Origin of the sequence: Rickettsia endosymbiont of Halotydeus destructor (assembly GCF_049278075.1) — a bacterium.
Taxonomy (GTDB): Bacteria; Pseudomonadota; Alphaproteobacteria; order Rickettsiales; family Rickettsiaceae; genus Rickettsia.
Window position 1 is genome coordinate 100,179 of sequence record NZ_JAPNPB010000002.1, and the last position, 14,625, is coordinate 114,803.

A 14,625-nucleotide genomic window follows, 5' to 3' on the forward strand; every position below is an offset into this window, starting at 1 on the left:
AATATGTTCAATATTTCATTAACGGAATTATGGTTAATCATAGGAGTAATTTGCTTTATTATAGAATTCTTTGCTACTCCTAATATCGGATTTTTATTTTTTGGCTTCGGCGCATTGTCAAATACTATTATAATACATAATTATCCTATTTTATTAAAAGAGCAAATAACAATTTTTGGCTTAATTTCTTTATTATGGTTTATTATATTATGGCGACCTCTTAAAAAATACTTCTATAGGAATAGTAACACTAAAGAAACTAATTATTCCGATATGATTAATAAAGAAGTAGAAGTTTATAGCTCAATAATCTCCTCTAGGGAAATAGGACAGGTAAAATGGTCAGGAGTTGTTATGAATGCGCTGCTAGAGCAAAATCAACAAGAGGCGAAAGCAGGAGATAGGATTTTTATTGTTAAAGTACAGGGAAATATATTAATTTGCTCAAAAACCCGCGTTCTTAACTGAAGATAAATTTGTTTTGTCATACTGTGCTCAAGTCGCGGTATGACATTGTTGCGTCAATACCCTAAACGTCATTGCAAACATTTGCTTGGAGCACGCCAATCTAGAATTCCAACCCGTCATTGCGAGGAGGGGCGTAGTCCCGACGTGGCAATCTAGAACTTCACCCGTCATTGCGAGCGGAGCGAAGCAATCTAGCTAATTTCATAAATTGCCACGTAGCATAAATGCCTCCTCGGAATGATAAAGTAAAATCGATGCACGAAATAATATTATCTATTAACTATTATGTTAAAAAAAACGTTGAAAATTAAATTTACTTTTATAATTTTATTACTAATTTTATTTATTACTTTTTTAAATTTTAGTATATTTTACCTTTTTGTACCAGGATCGTTGCCTAAAAATAAAACATTAATTATTGAGCCTAAACTTTCCATAAATCAAATTGTTACTAAGCTACACTCTAACGAGATAATTGAGCATCCTAAGTTATTTGAAATAATTGCTAAACTTTACTCTTTAAAAAATCCACTTAAAAGCGGTGAATATATTTTTACGAGTAATATCTCGCCGTTACAAACTTTAAAGATTTTAGCTAGCGGTAAATCTGTTATACACAAATTATTTATTCCAGAAGGAGTATGGGTTAGTGAAATTGTAAAAAAGATCAATGAAGAAGATCGTTTAATAGGTGAGATAAAAGGGATTATACCTGAAGGATTTTTAATGCCTTCAACTTATTTTTATTCTTACGGTGATCAAAAAGAGCAAATAATTGACCGCATGCGAAAGTTAATGTCTTTCAATTTAGATCTAGTTATGCTAAAGCTTTCATCGACTTCGCCGTTAAAAACCAGACTTGAAGTGTTGACTCTTGCTTCCATAATCGAAAAAGAAGCGGGTTCAAATTTAGAAAAACCGATGATTGCAGCAGTATTTTTAAACCGCCTGCGGAAAAATATGAAGTTGCAAGCCGACCCAACTACAATATATGCCTTAACCGAAGGAAAAGAAAAATTAGGCAGAGTTTTAACTAGAAAAGATTTACTGCTAGAATTACCTTATAATACTTATTATATTAAAGGACTTCCACCCGGCCCGATTTGTTGCCCTTCTAAAGAATCATTAGAGGCAGTAGTAAATCCTGCTAAAATTAATTCGCTATTTTTTGTTGCCAACGGTATAGGAGGGCATAATTTTTCCGATAATATTATAGAGCATAATAAGCATGTAGACAGTTATAGAAAAAGCCTCATTATTAAAACACCGCAAATAGATCCAGATACAAATAATTAATAACAATGGAAAATACCGAATTTTCAAAAATAGCCGATAAGACAATTAGCTTAATAGCTGATATAATTGAAGTACAAGATAAAGATTGCCTAATAGACCTCGATTTTCAGGGTGATATTTTAAACCTGATAACCGATAACGGCATGTTTGTAATTAATAAACATAGCGCTGCTCAAGAAATATGGTTGTCTTCACCTATTAGCGGTCCTTATCATTTTTATTATGATTTGGGCACCTGGAAAACAAAAAACGATATTAAATTATATACAATTTTAGAGCAGGAACTACGAATTAATTTTAGCGATTTATATATCATAATTTTATAAAGAAGAGCTATTTTAAAATCTACTCATTATTTCAGCTATTAATTTTTTATAAGCAGCTTCATCCTTCAGTCAATAAGCTTGTACATTTTCAAATGTTCCTCAAGATATCCTAATATAATTGAACCAGTATTAAAACCCTAGGAAATATTTTCAGAGTATCTCCTTTTGAATGACTGGGGTTATGAATATTCTTTTATAAAAAAAATCGTATCCTCATTCTAAAGTAATAACTTTCTATTTTATAACAGGGGTAGCTCACGAAAAATTCTTTTGAAGTATTATAACTTTCTTAAATATTATTTCTTTACTAATTGCTTCTTTACAGAAATCAATATTTAGTTTATAATGCGTTAAGAAATTAATTATTGATTAATTATTATGATAAACAATAATATTGTTAACTCCGCCCCCAATAATCCCAAGCTTATTACTTTCCCTGAAGGCAAAGGTGTCCTTGCAAATGCTAACACTTCTAGAGGGTTAGCAAAACTATCAGAGATAAAAGAGCTAGAAACACAAACATTGTATCACTCTATTGCGCTAGTAAAAAATGTTAAAGCTGCTATAGAAATGGCTAGTTATTTAATTAATTATTTCTCTCAAAGAAATAATATAACTTTCATACAAAATATTATAGCAGAACTATTTGTTCATTATAACTATGACGATTTTAAAGGTAATAAATTACTTGAAAAGTATGAAATTCAAAAATTATCCGAAAAAACTTTTATATACAAGATAGGTAAAAACTTTTACGAGACTAAGCTTATACCGAAGGAAAAGAATAAAGGAGATTTTTATGAAAATAAATTTTTAAAAATGCAGGCTATGAGTTACGCTATATATACCGCTATAAAAAATAATCATATAAAAACAGCTGAAGAATTAATAAAAGAATCATTAAAAACTGCAGATTTAGATTTAAGTTTATTTTTAGCGAAGAGTCGTCCTGAATATGATGAAAGCACTATAATTATTTCTGAGATAATAAATTTATTAGAGCCGGAATCACGAATTCATCCTTTTCAAATATTAAAAAAGCATTGGCAACAAAATTTCTATATATTAGGAGGTTTTTCTCATGTTTTATTATCTCAAAAATATTATGATGAAGTAATAGAATTATTAGAGCCTAAGCTAAAAGATACAACCGATGAAATAAATGAGGATATTGGTGATTGTTATTATAACCTTGGGTTAGCATATTATAACAAAGCAAATTATCAGTTAGCAAAAAAATATTATTTAAGCGCTTTAAAACATTTACCAAATGATCAAGATACGATTTTAGAGTTATATAAAGTCTATTTAAAAATTGGAGAAGTAGAAAAGGCAGAAAATTCTATAAATAATTTACCACCTGGAGATATAAAGAGCCTATTAGAAATTTCTCTTAATTTGCCTGAAGTTTCTGCAATAAAATTAAAAACAATTAATAAAAACTCTTTGCCTAAAAGCTTGGTTCCTTTAATTGAAAGTTTAGAATATATAGCTAAATTTAATGAGAGCAAGTTCCATGGCGCAGATAAAATCTTAGCTTTTAAAAAACTTCTTAAAATTTACCCTACTACTACAGAATTACTTTCAGCGGCACTCTACACTGAGCAATTTGAGCTTGCAAAAGAAATTACGCAAAAATTACCTAAGGAAGAGATATTCCAAAATAAACTCCTTTATAAATTTAAAATTTTATTAGGCTTAGAAGATAACTATGAAACTTCACAGCTTGTTATTAACAACAATCTACAGGGAGAAGAAGCAGCGAATATAATTAATATTTCGAGTAGTGTCTTAATTTCTAATGGCGAATTAGCTGCAGTTCCTAAAAAAGTAGAAGATGCTTTACAATACGATCCTAATAATGAAAATTCTCTAGAAATCGGTATAGCCGCTGCTTTATTAAATAATAACAGTAGCAGAGCCAAAGAGTATATAAATCAATTAAGTGAAGAAAAACAACAGGAAATTATAGCTAACTATTCTAGAGATAACAAGGCTAAAAATATAGCAGAGCTTATTGAGCAATATGACGCAAAAGAAATACATACCTATTATCAACGAGTAAAACAACAACAACTTTTAGAAGTTAGCCAAAAAATTACTAATAACCAAATTACTACTAATTGGAATATCAATAAGCAAGAAGTTAAAAAAGATGATACTATTTTTATACAAAAATATAAAGGTCTTAATTGCTTTGCAAAGATTGCGGAGACAATTAAAAACAAATTAGATAATAATCTAATTGATTCTTTCACGAAAGCTATAGAAAAAGGTATTACATATTGTAAAACAAGCGTTAATGGCGTCAAATTTTTACAAAATAAAGCGGTAGAGGTTAAAATTGATGGGGATATGCGTTTATATACAAATATATTATATAAAAATTCTCATGGAGAGCTATTAATAAATTTTGATCATTACGGTAACCATAATGAGGTAGAAAATTTTGCTAATAGTCACCACCTGGAAGTACTTGGAGCTTTAGATACATTATAGTTTCTGATTAGAAATTTAAGGCTTAAAATTATTTATAAATGATCTATTACTTTAAAAATATCTTCTAAATCATCCAAGGCTTTTACAAGTTTTATAAGTTGTAGCTCCCATAGCAGCATTATTGAACGTACTAATTGCATTAAACAAAACCGGTGCACTTTTAGATTCTTACGTTGTTGCTTATCTCAACTTCTCACAATGACGTGTAAAATATCAGAATGGTCTTCCTCCGCTTCGTGAATTCGATTTTCTTCCTTTATTTTCCACTCTGCTTTCCTGCTTCATCTGTTCCTGTCTTGGTTTCCCTCTTCGCGTTTCCTTCTTTTGAGATAAATTAGTAAGATTTTTTTTGAATCTTTTTAGGTTCTGTGAACAAAATTTAAGTTATTTATATTTTAAGATATTTTTTAGCAAAAATTAATAAGATTTTTGTAGGAATAGTTATTCATATTTCAAAAAAATCTTATAATTTGCAGCAAAAAAGAACTAAAATAGATTAATTTAAATTTTGTTTACAGAACCTAGCAATTGCTAAAGTTTTTTCACTCGATTCCATTATCTCTTTAAAGTCTTTTAATACTTTTTCATTAGAACGCTTGTAGTTCTCTGTATTATCAAAATATTTAGGGTTATGAGAAGATGATTCCCTTCCAAACCTTAATAGATTATGCTGTACAAAGCTTAATTACTCTATGCAAATCTTTACCAACTATTTCCGGAGTATAATGATCTTTTACTTTATTATACGCCTGTTTTATACATTGTTTAGCAAATTCAGGGTTATTAATAAAACAAATAATTGCTTCTGCTAGTTTTTCTGGGTTGTTAATTGGAATAATTAAACTGTCGTTATTATGCGATAATACTTCTTGTGCTCCATATGTATTTGTTGATATTATAGCTTTGCAGTTTATCATAGCTTCTAGTAAAACAATACCAAAGGGTTCATCGTTACTTGTTAAGCAAAAAATATCAATACTAGAAAAGAAACTATCTTTATCAGTAACCCATCCCAGCCACTGAAGGTGATCATGAATACCTAAAAGTTCGGCTTCTTGTTGTAAATTATTACTTTCTGGTCCGTCTCCACCAATTATTACTTTTACTATAATATTCTTATTTTTAAGTATTTTTACAGCTTGTAATAAAAGACTGAAATTTTTTTCAAAACCAAAACGACCTAAGGCTCCTATGACTGGAGGAGAACGAAAGGTAAAATTATCAGTAATAGGTTTGAAAATAGGAGTTATGTTTGGAATAACAAATATTGGTTTTGATATTTTTGTTTGTAATATACTTTTCATATGATTAGTGATACAAATAACATAATCTGTATATTTAGTGCCTTTTACACTATAACCATGTGATACACCTATGGTTGTCACAAGTTTTATTGCTGCAATACCAGCAATAAAGGCTGCATGGTTTGCATGAGCAATAACAATATCAGGCTTAAAATCTTTAATAATTTTACGCACTTTAAATATAGCCAAAATATCTCTTGAACCAAAGCGTTTAATTTGATGAAACTCAATATATTTAAGGTAGGGATATAATAATTGTTTACTTTTAGCCTTCTGAACATACACACAACTTACTTTACATCCTTGGTTTAATAACATTAAGACATAATCTGCACTAGCTTGTTCAACACCGCCGTCACCACGTGCTAACATTACATTCATTACACGCATATGTCCTCTAATCTTTGGTAATAAGTTTTATTCATTAAGGTCTTCGAAATACATTTAAAGGGCTTTGTTACAAAAATATGAGAAGAGAAGAATAAAGTGAAGGAAATAAACATTTTTAAAAACTAATATTTTCAGTAGTAGCTTTACTGAAATTAGCATTTGTTAAATCGCTATTATTAAAGTTTGAGGCTATTTAAAGCTTCTACTCACTTTTCATTTTCATCAATTAATATTGCTTTTCTTTGTAATCGCCAATTACTAACGACTTCTTCATAATTTGAATAGTTATTTTTATTTTGCTTGATTTCATCAATCAGTTAATTATAAGAAGGTGTTCTAAAAGGGGTCAATTTAGGAGTTATAATAGTGTCATCAATATCTAAAAATATTATTGTTTCCGAAGGGAAATTTTGCAAAAGTGCAAGTATTTCAAGAGCCGTACTTGTATTTTTATTTTGCATAAAGTTTTAATTTTATAATAATTATTTATAGCCAAAATAATACTACAATTTATTTTGATAAATATTTAAAACGTGGTATCTGCGGTCCGTTTATTATTACTAATTCCTTAAACATACTAATCGGACGAACCCATAGAGCAAAATCATCATATAAAGCTTGATATACAACTAGCTTTTCGCCTGTTTCTGTATGCTTAGCAACGCCGGTTACTTTATATTCTTTACCCTTGTAATGTTTATATATACCGAACTCAATCATAAGTAATTGCTTTTTACTAATTTTATAATAGTTCCTCAATAGTCATTGCGAGAAGGGAGGTATCCTCAACGCCACAATCCAAAACTCCATTCGTCATTGCGATGAGTTGCGATAGCAACGACGCGGCAATCTGATAAAATAGCAAAACCCTAAGAAATTTATTATTTCTAGATTGCCGCGTTCCGAGCAAATGCTTGCAATGACGAGGTAGTGTTCCTCCTTGCAATGATGATTGAGGATATCCACGCAGCAATGCCTTCCTTTGAAAAAAGGAATCTACTTAACAATATAACAAAATTAGATATCAGCTTTCACCGGCATGCCCTCGAAGGTCTGTTTGATATCTCAGAAAGATCTTCCTCCGGATTTTTTTTCTTTATTTCCAACTTTGCTTATCTGTTCTACTCGTTTTTGCCCTAATCTCGCTTGTCCCGTGTTTCTCTTTTGTGCTAAATTAGTAAGATTTTTTTGAATCCCATCAGCAATTTTTTGTATTTCTTTAATCGGTTCCATCATTTCTTTAAAGTCATGTAATACTTCTTCATTAGAACGCTTGTAGTTCTCTGTATTATTAGAATATTTAGTAGGAGTGTGAGGAGATGATTCTTTTCCAACTGCTTTATCAAAAAATTTTTTAATAGGTTCAAAAATAATTTTTTTAATAGCTTCCCAAATTTTTAAATTTGGTTGTTTCTTCGGTAAATTATCTAATGATCTTTTAGCAGCTTGAGAATCAGTTTTATGCTCAACTTTCAAATTTACCTTTTGAGGATTTTTTGCCTCACTAGATTTTAAGGGCTTGGGTTTATTGCTAATATCTACAGATTTAGCGGTTACTGACGGCTGCTTTTTTCCATAGATTCCTTCTAATGTTTTGTTAGAATTTGCATCTAGACGAGCCATATTTTCTTTGGCTTCCTGTTTTTTTCTCTCGCTACTTTCTTTCTGTTCTTTATCTACTCTTGCATCTAAAAAAGCTTTCTTTACTATTCCATCTACTTCAGAATTACCGGTAGATTTGATTTTGTTTGAATGCTGAGATTTATTCCCTTTTAACTTATCGAGCCTGTCTTGTAAAGCTTGATGTTTTTTTTCATTATCCTTTTTAATACTTTGCTCTATCTTGATTTCATCGGTTATTTGCTCCATTAACTTATCTACTTCATTTTGCGGTGCAGGAGTTAAATTTCTAGTAGATTTTCTATCTTTTAGTTTATCAAGCCTATTCTCTAGTTCCTCTAGAGTTGGAGTTTCACCTTTTAGCTTTTTAAGCCTATCTTCTAAATCTTGATCGTCGTTATCCTTCTTAGACATAAATAATACCTGTTATATTTGTATAAATCCTAATTGCTTCACTTTATTTTACAAGAAAATAAAGATTTTATGGAGATGTAAGACCTATTGTTCCATTAGTTTTTGCACTCTCTAATGAAATATTTTCAATAATGGCTTTGCTGAAATTAGCATTTGTTAGATCGCTATTATTAAAATTTGTTTTATTAAGCATTGCAGTTGTAAAATCTGTATTTTGCAAAGTAGAATTTTTAATAATGGTATTTGATAAATTTACATTTTTAAAAACAGATCCAGAAAAATTTATTTTATCAAATATTAAATTACTAAAATCCAGCCCGTGAAAATTCATATTTGTTAGATCAGTAATTTTTTGCAAATCCTTAAGAGAGGTTATTATACCTGTCTGGAATTTACTAAAATCATTACTATTTAATATGATATTTCTAGTAAATAGAGCATTAACAAAAGTAGAATTCACATAAGTCGTATTATTTATTTGTGAATTAAAAATAGGCGAAGTATCAAATACCGTATCTGTTAAGTGTGAATCGATTAAGGCTATTTGCGCTAAATTACTTAAAGCAAATTTAACTTCTAAAAAATTAACATTCTGAATTAAAGCTTTAGAAAAATTTACTTTAGTAAATTTACTATTTGCAATATTCGAGTTCATTATTTCACTATTAGTTAAATCACCATTAATAAGAGCTAGCTGCTTAATATTATTATTATTAAAGAATGAATTAATATAAGTAGAGTTTTCTGAAGTAATGTTTGTCGCTTGTATTTTATTAAATTTTGCAAAATTAACATTGCTATTTTTTATTGATAAATTATTTAACTTATTATCATTAAAATTTGTATTATTAAGCAAGCTATTTGCAATTCTTAACTGATCAAAACTAGAACTACTAAAACCAGTATTTTGAAAGTCGCAAGCCGTAATATTCACATCTTTAAAAATAATAGATTGAAATGAAGAAAAAGAAAATAGAGAGTTATTAACTTGAATATTATCAAAATTTGTTTCGTTGAAAATACTTTGAGTGAAATTTGAATCTTTAATAACTACCGACACTAACTTAGCTTTACTCAAATCCACCGATTCAAAATAATTATTTATTAGACTAGTATTACTTACTGATACTCCTTGTAAATCGGCGCCGTAAAAAATAGAGTCTAATATTACTGTATTTTTAAAATTACTATTTCTAAGGCTTGCTTTTTGAAAATTAATCTTCTCCACGTTATTATTGTTCCAAAGCGTAGAAACAAGCTTTGCATTTTCAAAATTTATATTTTTCATAACAGTTTTATTAATTGCGGTATCGCTAAAGTTTGCTTGAGAAAAATTTATATCCGTTAATGTAGTATTTTCAAAAATAGAACCTTGAAAATCAGAATTATATGCAGATATATTTTGTATTACCGAATTTGAAAAATCACTTTCCTGAATTATACTATTTGTTAAAATGGCTTGCTGCATATTGCTGCCTGAAAAATCAACTCGCAATATTTCACAAGAACTAAAATCTATCCCTGATAAATCTTCATTTGCTAATTTTACGCCGATTAACTTTAATCCTCTTAAATTAGAACCAAATTTATCTTTGATATTCACTTTAAGTTTTTTAGTATTTTGAGCATTTATATAATTTTTAATTACTAGGCTTTCTTTATCGGTTAGTAAACCGTTTGCGTCTCGCGTCGACTCTGAGCAAGCAGTTAAAAATAGTAAGCTTAATATACTTAATAAATATATATACTGCTTATATTTTAGGAATTTAATTTTATTAAGCATTAACTTCCTCATACTCTTCATCAGTTAGTTTATTTAAAGGAACATGTAAACTTAATAATTTTAATTTACGATGCAAGGCTGAACGCTCCATCCCAACAAAGGACGAAGTTTTAGAAATATTATTATTAAAACGACTCATTTGCGCCGATAAATATTGCCGTTCAAAAACTTCCCTCGCCTCCCGCAAAGGCATGGATAACATATCAAAACTATCCTCTAATTTGGTAAGATTAGCACTATTAGTTAAAATCTCGGAGGGTATCATATAAGGTTTAATTACTTCATTATTACCCGAAGATATCGGGTTCATAATTAAAGTCCATTCAACTACGTTACGTAACTGTCTAATATTACCAGGCCACTCGTAAGATTGAAGAGCAGCAATAGTTTCATCGGCAAAATTGCGCTCTTTTAATCCTGAAAATTTAGAAAGCTGCTTGACAAAATATTTTACTAATAAAGGTATATCTTCTTTTCGTTCATATAATGAAGGCACTTTTAAAGCAGAAACATTTAAACGATAATAAAGATCTTCTAAAAATTTGCCGTTATTAACTTCTTCCTGCATGTTTTTAGAAGTACCGGTGATTATTTTTATATCAAGCTTAATATTCTTTCCACATGGCTTCCTTATGGCTTGATCTTTTAAAAATTTAAGCAATTTTATTTGAATAGGGATCGGAACATTACTAATTTCATCAATATATAAAGTACCGTTATTAGCAAATTCTAATAAAGTAGGTCGTTTACTGCTATTTTCTACTTTATCTACCTCACCAAATAATTCTTGATTAATTTTTTCGGTACTCATACATGTCGGACTAAAAATAATAAAAGGGTTATTTACTCGCTTCGACTTTTTATGTATTAACCTAGCAGCTAACTCCTTACCACTACCGACTTTACCACGAATCATAATACGGCTAGAGGAAAAAGCAGCTTTTTCGATTTCAGCCTTATGTTTTAAAGTAATAGAAGACTCGCCTATTAGTTCCGTTTTATCGATAACTTTTGATTTCAAATCAAGATTTTCACGTTTTAATTTTGTCACCTCACAAGCTCTTTTAAGCAGAATCATTAATTTATCGTTACTAAATGGTTTTTCTATATAATCATAAGCGCCTATTTTTATAGCATTTACCGCTGTTTCAATATTACCATGTCCGCTAATTATTATCACTGGCATTAATGGATAGCGTTTTTTTATTATCTCTAAAATTCCAAGACCGTCAATTTCACTTCCTTGAAGCCAAATATCCAAAATAACCGCCGACATAGGTTTCTCGGCAAGTATTTTAAGCGCCTGTGTGCTATTAGCCGCTACTTTAGGATTAAATCCTTCATCTTTTAAAATTGCTGCAACTATATTTCTTATATCTTCTTCATCATCTACTACCAGGACATCTATTAGCGACATTGGTTCACCTTAAAATATTAATGTAATATATACGTTAGTGGTGAATATAAAAGAAATCAACAGTTTTTTATAACATTTTTGTCACAACGTATATTTAGGGTAAATTATGAGGGGGGAAGTGAGAGGATTATGGCTTATTTGAATGTTTTATGTTATTCCTGTGCAGGCATTGTTGCATAGATAATTAAAGCACGCCCTTGTCATTTCCGCGGAGGCGGGAATCCAGAAAAATTAAGCTAAAGAATAACGATAATTTAAAATTATATAGAAAAAAACCTTGCAGGCTAAGGCTTTTTAGCCTAGATTCCCGTTTTTACGGGACGGGATGCCCTCATAAGATCAGCCAAACTGCTGTCATTCCGTGATTTATTCACGGAATCCAGTTAAAAATCTAAAACAATTACTATTGTAAGTTGTTTTTCTGGATACCGTGGGAGGGGCCTCGGTATGACATTATACTCGTTTTGCGATCCGCGCAGGCGCAACGGGGCACCCTTCACGGGAATGACATAAGAATCGATAAGCTAAACAACGCTTCTTTACTGTTGCGCTTCTTTACTGTTGTGTTTGTGGATTCTGCAAAGGTTGCGTAACTTGTTGATTTTGCTGAGCTTTATTTTGTCTTTCCAGCTTCATTGCTTCACGAATTTCAAGTCGTCTTTGCACTTGCGCTTTTTCTTCTATAGAATTAAGAAAATAATAAGTAAAAACCAGGAAACCTATTAACAAAGGGAAAAAAGTAAATAATATTGCTTTAAGCTGTTTTCTTGAATCTTCGGCTTTTTGCCTTTTTTCTTCTTCCGTATATTCATCTTCTTCTAAAGTATTTAATAATTTTTCTTCTTCCTCATTCATATTTCTGTCCTTTAATATGATTATTAAGATACACTAACCCACAATCTTGTTAATATTATAAATCAGCTTTTACTGCTCCCGCTATTTTAATATAACAAAGGTAAATTACCGGTTAATCTAAGTTTACAAATGATGGAAGCTAAGCATCATTATTTTAATACTAGAAAATAATGAAAATAAAACTTATAGTCAAGTATTTAAGTTTATTTACTAGATAAAAAATGTGCTTATTGGTTTATAAATTGTAATATTAACCGGTTGGGTTATCTAAACTAAAAATTTTCTTATTATCGTCATATGAAAAAATTTCTGCATATCTGCCAAACGCTATTATAGATTTTAAAGTCATAAGAGCATCTTCTTTAGATAATTTATCTTCAAGCTGCATTTGAAAACGAGATAAAGGAGCTTTATGATCTAAACGTTGGTACAAAACTTTACATATATAAGATGCAAGCGATATATTATCAAGCAAATGATGCGCTAACATTTTTTTACGAGCTTCAGAATCTGCAGCAGCAAACTCCTTACCGGCTTTATTTAATTTAATATTATCATTTGTAACTAGAGCAAATTTTAATATATCTAATGCGCTAACTATCCGGAGTATATCCTCAGTATTATTAATATGGAAAATTTTAGATAATTCAGCAAGATTTGCAACACCTTTATAAGGAGGAGTAGACAAAGCTTCCATACTACCTATTAATTGATTTATTTGAGTTAAATGAATTTTTTGAGTAATATTAGAAATATCTAGTTTTTTCTCTTTGATAATGGATTTATCAGAAGCAGCTACCATCAATCCGTAAATTTTATCGGCTATAGCACGAAATTCAGCAGTTTGGCTATCTCTTGGATGCGGTAAGGTAATAGGTAGCTCGGAAACAATACGCCCCGGATTAGATGAAAAAACCAACACCTTATCTGCCATGGTTATTGCTTCCTCAATAGAATGAGTAATAATAACTACTGATTTCATTTGAGTTTTACCATCACCCCACAAATCAAGAAAATCATTCTTTAGGTTATTAGCCGTTAAAACATCCAGAGCAGAAAACGGCTCATCCATAAGTAAAATTTCCGGTCTTAAAACCAAGGCCCTTGCAAAACCTACTCTTTGTTTCATGCCGCCGGATAATTCTCTCGGATATGCCGATTCAAATCCATCAAGCCCTATTAAATCTATAGCGGCAAGGGCTCTCTTTCGTCTATCCTGCTCAGAAATTTCCAGAGCTTTTAAGCCGAGTTCAACATTTTCAAGAACGGTAAGCCAGGGGAAAAGAGCAAATGTCTGGAATATCATCCCTATTTTAAAGCAATCTTTAGCTGTTTCCTGATTATGATAAATTAACTTGCCTGCCGCAGGCTCATTTAAGCCGGCAATTATTCTAAGTAATGTTGATTTACCCGCTCCTGATTTCCCAAGAATCGCAACTATTTCATTAGATTTTAAAGTAAGATTAATATTATCAAGTATTTTTTTTCTTATATTTTTATTAGTCGTAACGGTTTGAGTTACAGAACTAAGCGTAAGTAAATTATTATTAACCATAAAAGTTGATTATCAAACTATATAGCACAGGCATTATCTTTTGCACCAATGTTATCATCATCTTCTCTAATAAATTTCTTTTTTACCTGCGATTTCTTATTATTGAGAGGAGAAGAAGGATAAACTGCTGGAGCATAATTTCGCTCTTGCGCAGCAGGGCAAGAATATTTTGATAAATCTTGTCTGGTTTCTCTTAGCATGGCTTTAATCTGCGCTAATTCCTGCTCTAATTTTTCTTCTTTATCGTTATTATTTTTTCTAACTTTTCTATTCCCAGTATTAAGAGGATAATCATCATCTATATCTCTAGACTCAGCTTTTTGGCGTGCCATATCTCTTTTGATCATGTTAAGATACATATCACGATTTCTTTTTGTTGGATTAATTGTTTCATTATTTAAAGGATTGTCATTATCCTCATCCTCCTGATCGTCATCAAGGTTATCTTCAACAATATTCTTTTTAGCTAAAGTAATATATTTACTATTATATAATGGCTTGCGTTTACCACCTTTAAACCCTTTACTATCGACTAATTTATCATTTGCTGACTTTTTAAAATAACTTCTAAAATTATCTGTACAACCTGTAAGGATAAATAATCCTAAAAATAAGATAATACACTTTTTCAACATGTTTATAACCTAATAATCTTTTCTATACCCTTAATTAATGCCATAGAACTACTAAAGTTGCAA

General features: G+C 30.2%; 13 protein-coding genes. 4 read left to right on the forward strand and 9 right to left on the reverse strand.

Translation table 11 applies throughout. The features are described from left to right. Positions 1–3 precede the first annotated feature (3 nt). The 4 genes from OTR29_RS02850 (at position 4) to OTR29_RS02865 (ending at position 4,589) form a co-directional block, all read left to right on the forward strand. Positions 4–468, forward strand: a complete 465-nt coding sequence (locus OTR29_RS02850) for an NfeD family protein (RefSeq protein WP_422229155.1) — start codon at positions 4–6, stop codon at positions 466–468. Positions 469–753: 285 nt separating this feature from the next. Next, complete coding sequence (gene mltG / locus OTR29_RS02855) at positions 754–1,764, forward strand: endolytic transglycosylase MltG (protein WP_422229156.1); 1,011 nt, start codon at positions 754–756, stop codon at positions 1,762–1,764. A 5-nt stretch (positions 1,765–1,769) separates the two neighbouring features. Further along, on the forward strand, positions 1,770–2,090 hold the full coding sequence (cyaY, locus tag OTR29_RS02860) for an iron donor protein CyaY (RefSeq protein ID WP_422229157.1): 321 nt from the start codon (positions 1,770–1,772) through the stop codon (positions 2,088–2,090). 378 nt (positions 2,091–2,468) lie between these two features. After that, the gene (locus tag OTR29_RS02865; protein ID WP_422229158.1) at positions 2,469–4,589 is read left to right on the forward strand and encodes a tetratricopeptide repeat protein; all 2,121 of its coding nucleotides are present in this window, start codon (positions 2,469–2,471) and stop codon (positions 4,587–4,589) included. 665 nt (positions 4,590–5,254) lie between these two features. Here OTR29_RS02865 and OTR29_RS02870 read toward each other — a convergent pair. From OTR29_RS02870 to OTR29_RS02910, 9 genes are all read right to left on the reverse strand, one after another. After that, entirely contained in the window at positions 5,255–6,283 is a 1,029-nt protein-coding gene (locus OTR29_RS02870; protein WP_422229159.1) for a glycosyltransferase family 4 protein, read from the reverse strand. A 317-nt stretch (positions 6,284–6,600) separates the two neighbouring features. Next, positions 6,601–6,744 (reverse strand): hypothetical protein, encoded by a 144-nt coding sequence (locus OTR29_RS02875; RefSeq protein ID WP_422229160.1) that lies wholly within the window; start codon positions 6,742–6,744, stop codon positions 6,601–6,603. Positions 6,745–6,793: 49 nt separating this feature from the next. Further along, positions 6,794–7,003 (reverse strand): DUF1653 domain-containing protein, encoded by a 210-nt coding sequence (locus tag OTR29_RS02880; protein ID WP_422229161.1) that lies wholly within the window; start codon positions 7,001–7,003, stop codon positions 6,794–6,796. Between the two features lie 345 nt (positions 7,004–7,348). Next, positions 7,349–8,317 (reverse strand): hypothetical protein, encoded by a 969-nt coding sequence (locus OTR29_RS02885; protein WP_422229162.1) that lies wholly within the window; start codon positions 8,315–8,317, stop codon positions 7,349–7,351. 67 nt (positions 8,318–8,384) lie between these two features. Beyond that, positions 8,385–10,100, reverse strand: coding sequence for a pentapeptide repeat-containing protein (locus OTR29_RS02890; protein ID WP_422229163.1), 1,716 nt, complete (start codon positions 10,098–10,100; stop codon positions 8,385–8,387). After that, positions 10,093–11,517 (reverse strand): sigma-54-dependent transcriptional regulator, encoded by a 1,425-nt coding sequence (locus tag OTR29_RS02895; RefSeq protein ID WP_422229164.1) that lies wholly within the window; start codon positions 11,515–11,517, stop codon positions 10,093–10,095. Before OTR29_RS02895 ends, OTR29_RS02890 begins: the two co-directional genes overlap by 8 nt. Positions 11,518–12,072: 555 nt before the next feature. Beyond that, complete coding sequence (locus OTR29_RS02900) at positions 12,073–12,372, reverse strand: hypothetical protein (RefSeq protein WP_422229165.1); 300 nt, start codon at positions 12,370–12,372, stop codon at positions 12,073–12,075. Positions 12,373–12,622: 250 nt separating this feature from the next. Further along, the gene (locus OTR29_RS02905) at positions 12,623–13,927 is read right to left on the reverse strand and encodes an ABC transporter ATP-binding protein (protein ID WP_422229166.1); all 1,305 of its coding nucleotides are present in this window, start codon (positions 13,925–13,927) and stop codon (positions 12,623–12,625) included. Between the two features lie 17 nt (positions 13,928–13,944). After that, positions 13,945–14,562 (reverse strand): hypothetical protein, encoded by a 618-nt coding sequence (locus OTR29_RS02910; protein WP_422229167.1) that lies wholly within the window; start codon positions 14,560–14,562, stop codon positions 13,945–13,947. Positions 14,563–14,625: the final 63 nt, after the last annotated feature.

Bases quoted from the DNA above. Each gene is read 5' to 3' on its own strand.
- OTR29_RS02905 (WP_422229166.1), bottom strand. From the start codon at position 13,927: ATGGTTAATAATAATTTACTTACGCTTAGTTCTGTAACTCAAACCGTT.
- OTR29_RS02870 (WP_422229159.1), bottom strand. From the start codon at position 6,283: ATGCGTGTAATGAATGTAATGTTAGCACGTGGTGACGGCGGTGTTGAA.
- OTR29_RS02910 (WP_422229167.1), bottom strand. From the start codon at position 14,562: ATGTTGAAAAAGTGTATTATCTTATTTTTAGGATTATTTATCCTTACA.
- OTR29_RS02865 (WP_422229158.1), top strand. From the start codon at position 2,469: ATGATAAACAATAATATTGTTAACTCCGCCCCCAATAATCCCAAGCTT.
- cyaY (WP_422229157.1), top strand. From the start codon at position 1,770: ATGGAAAATACCGAATTTTCAAAAATAGCCGATAAGACAATTAGCTTA.
- OTR29_RS02850 (WP_422229155.1), top strand. From the start codon at position 4: ATGTTCAATATTTCATTAACGGAATTATGGTTAATCATAGGAGTAATT.
- OTR29_RS02885 (WP_422229162.1), bottom strand. From the start codon at position 8,317: ATGTCTAAGAAGGATAACGACGATCAAGATTTAGAAGATAGGCTTAAA.
- OTR29_RS02900 (WP_422229165.1), bottom strand. From the start codon at position 12,372: ATGAATGAGGAAGAAGAAAAATTATTAAATACTTTAGAAGAAGATGAA.
- OTR29_RS02890 (WP_422229163.1), bottom strand. From the start codon at position 10,100: ATGCTTAATAAAATTAAATTCCTAAAATATAAGCAGTATATATATTTA.
- OTR29_RS02880 (WP_422229161.1), bottom strand. From the start codon at position 7,003: ATGATTGAGTTCGGTATATATAAACATTACAAGGGTAAAGAATATAAA.
- mltG (WP_422229156.1), top strand. From the start codon at position 754: ATGTTAAAAAAAACGTTGAAAATTAAATTTACTTTTATAATTTTATTA.
- OTR29_RS02895 (WP_422229164.1), bottom strand. From the start codon at position 11,517: ATGTCGCTAATAGATGTCCTGGTAGTAGATGATGAAGAAGATATAAGA.
- OTR29_RS02875 (WP_422229160.1), bottom strand. From the start codon at position 6,744: ATGCAAAATAAAAATACAAGTACGGCTCTTGAAATACTTGCACTTTTG.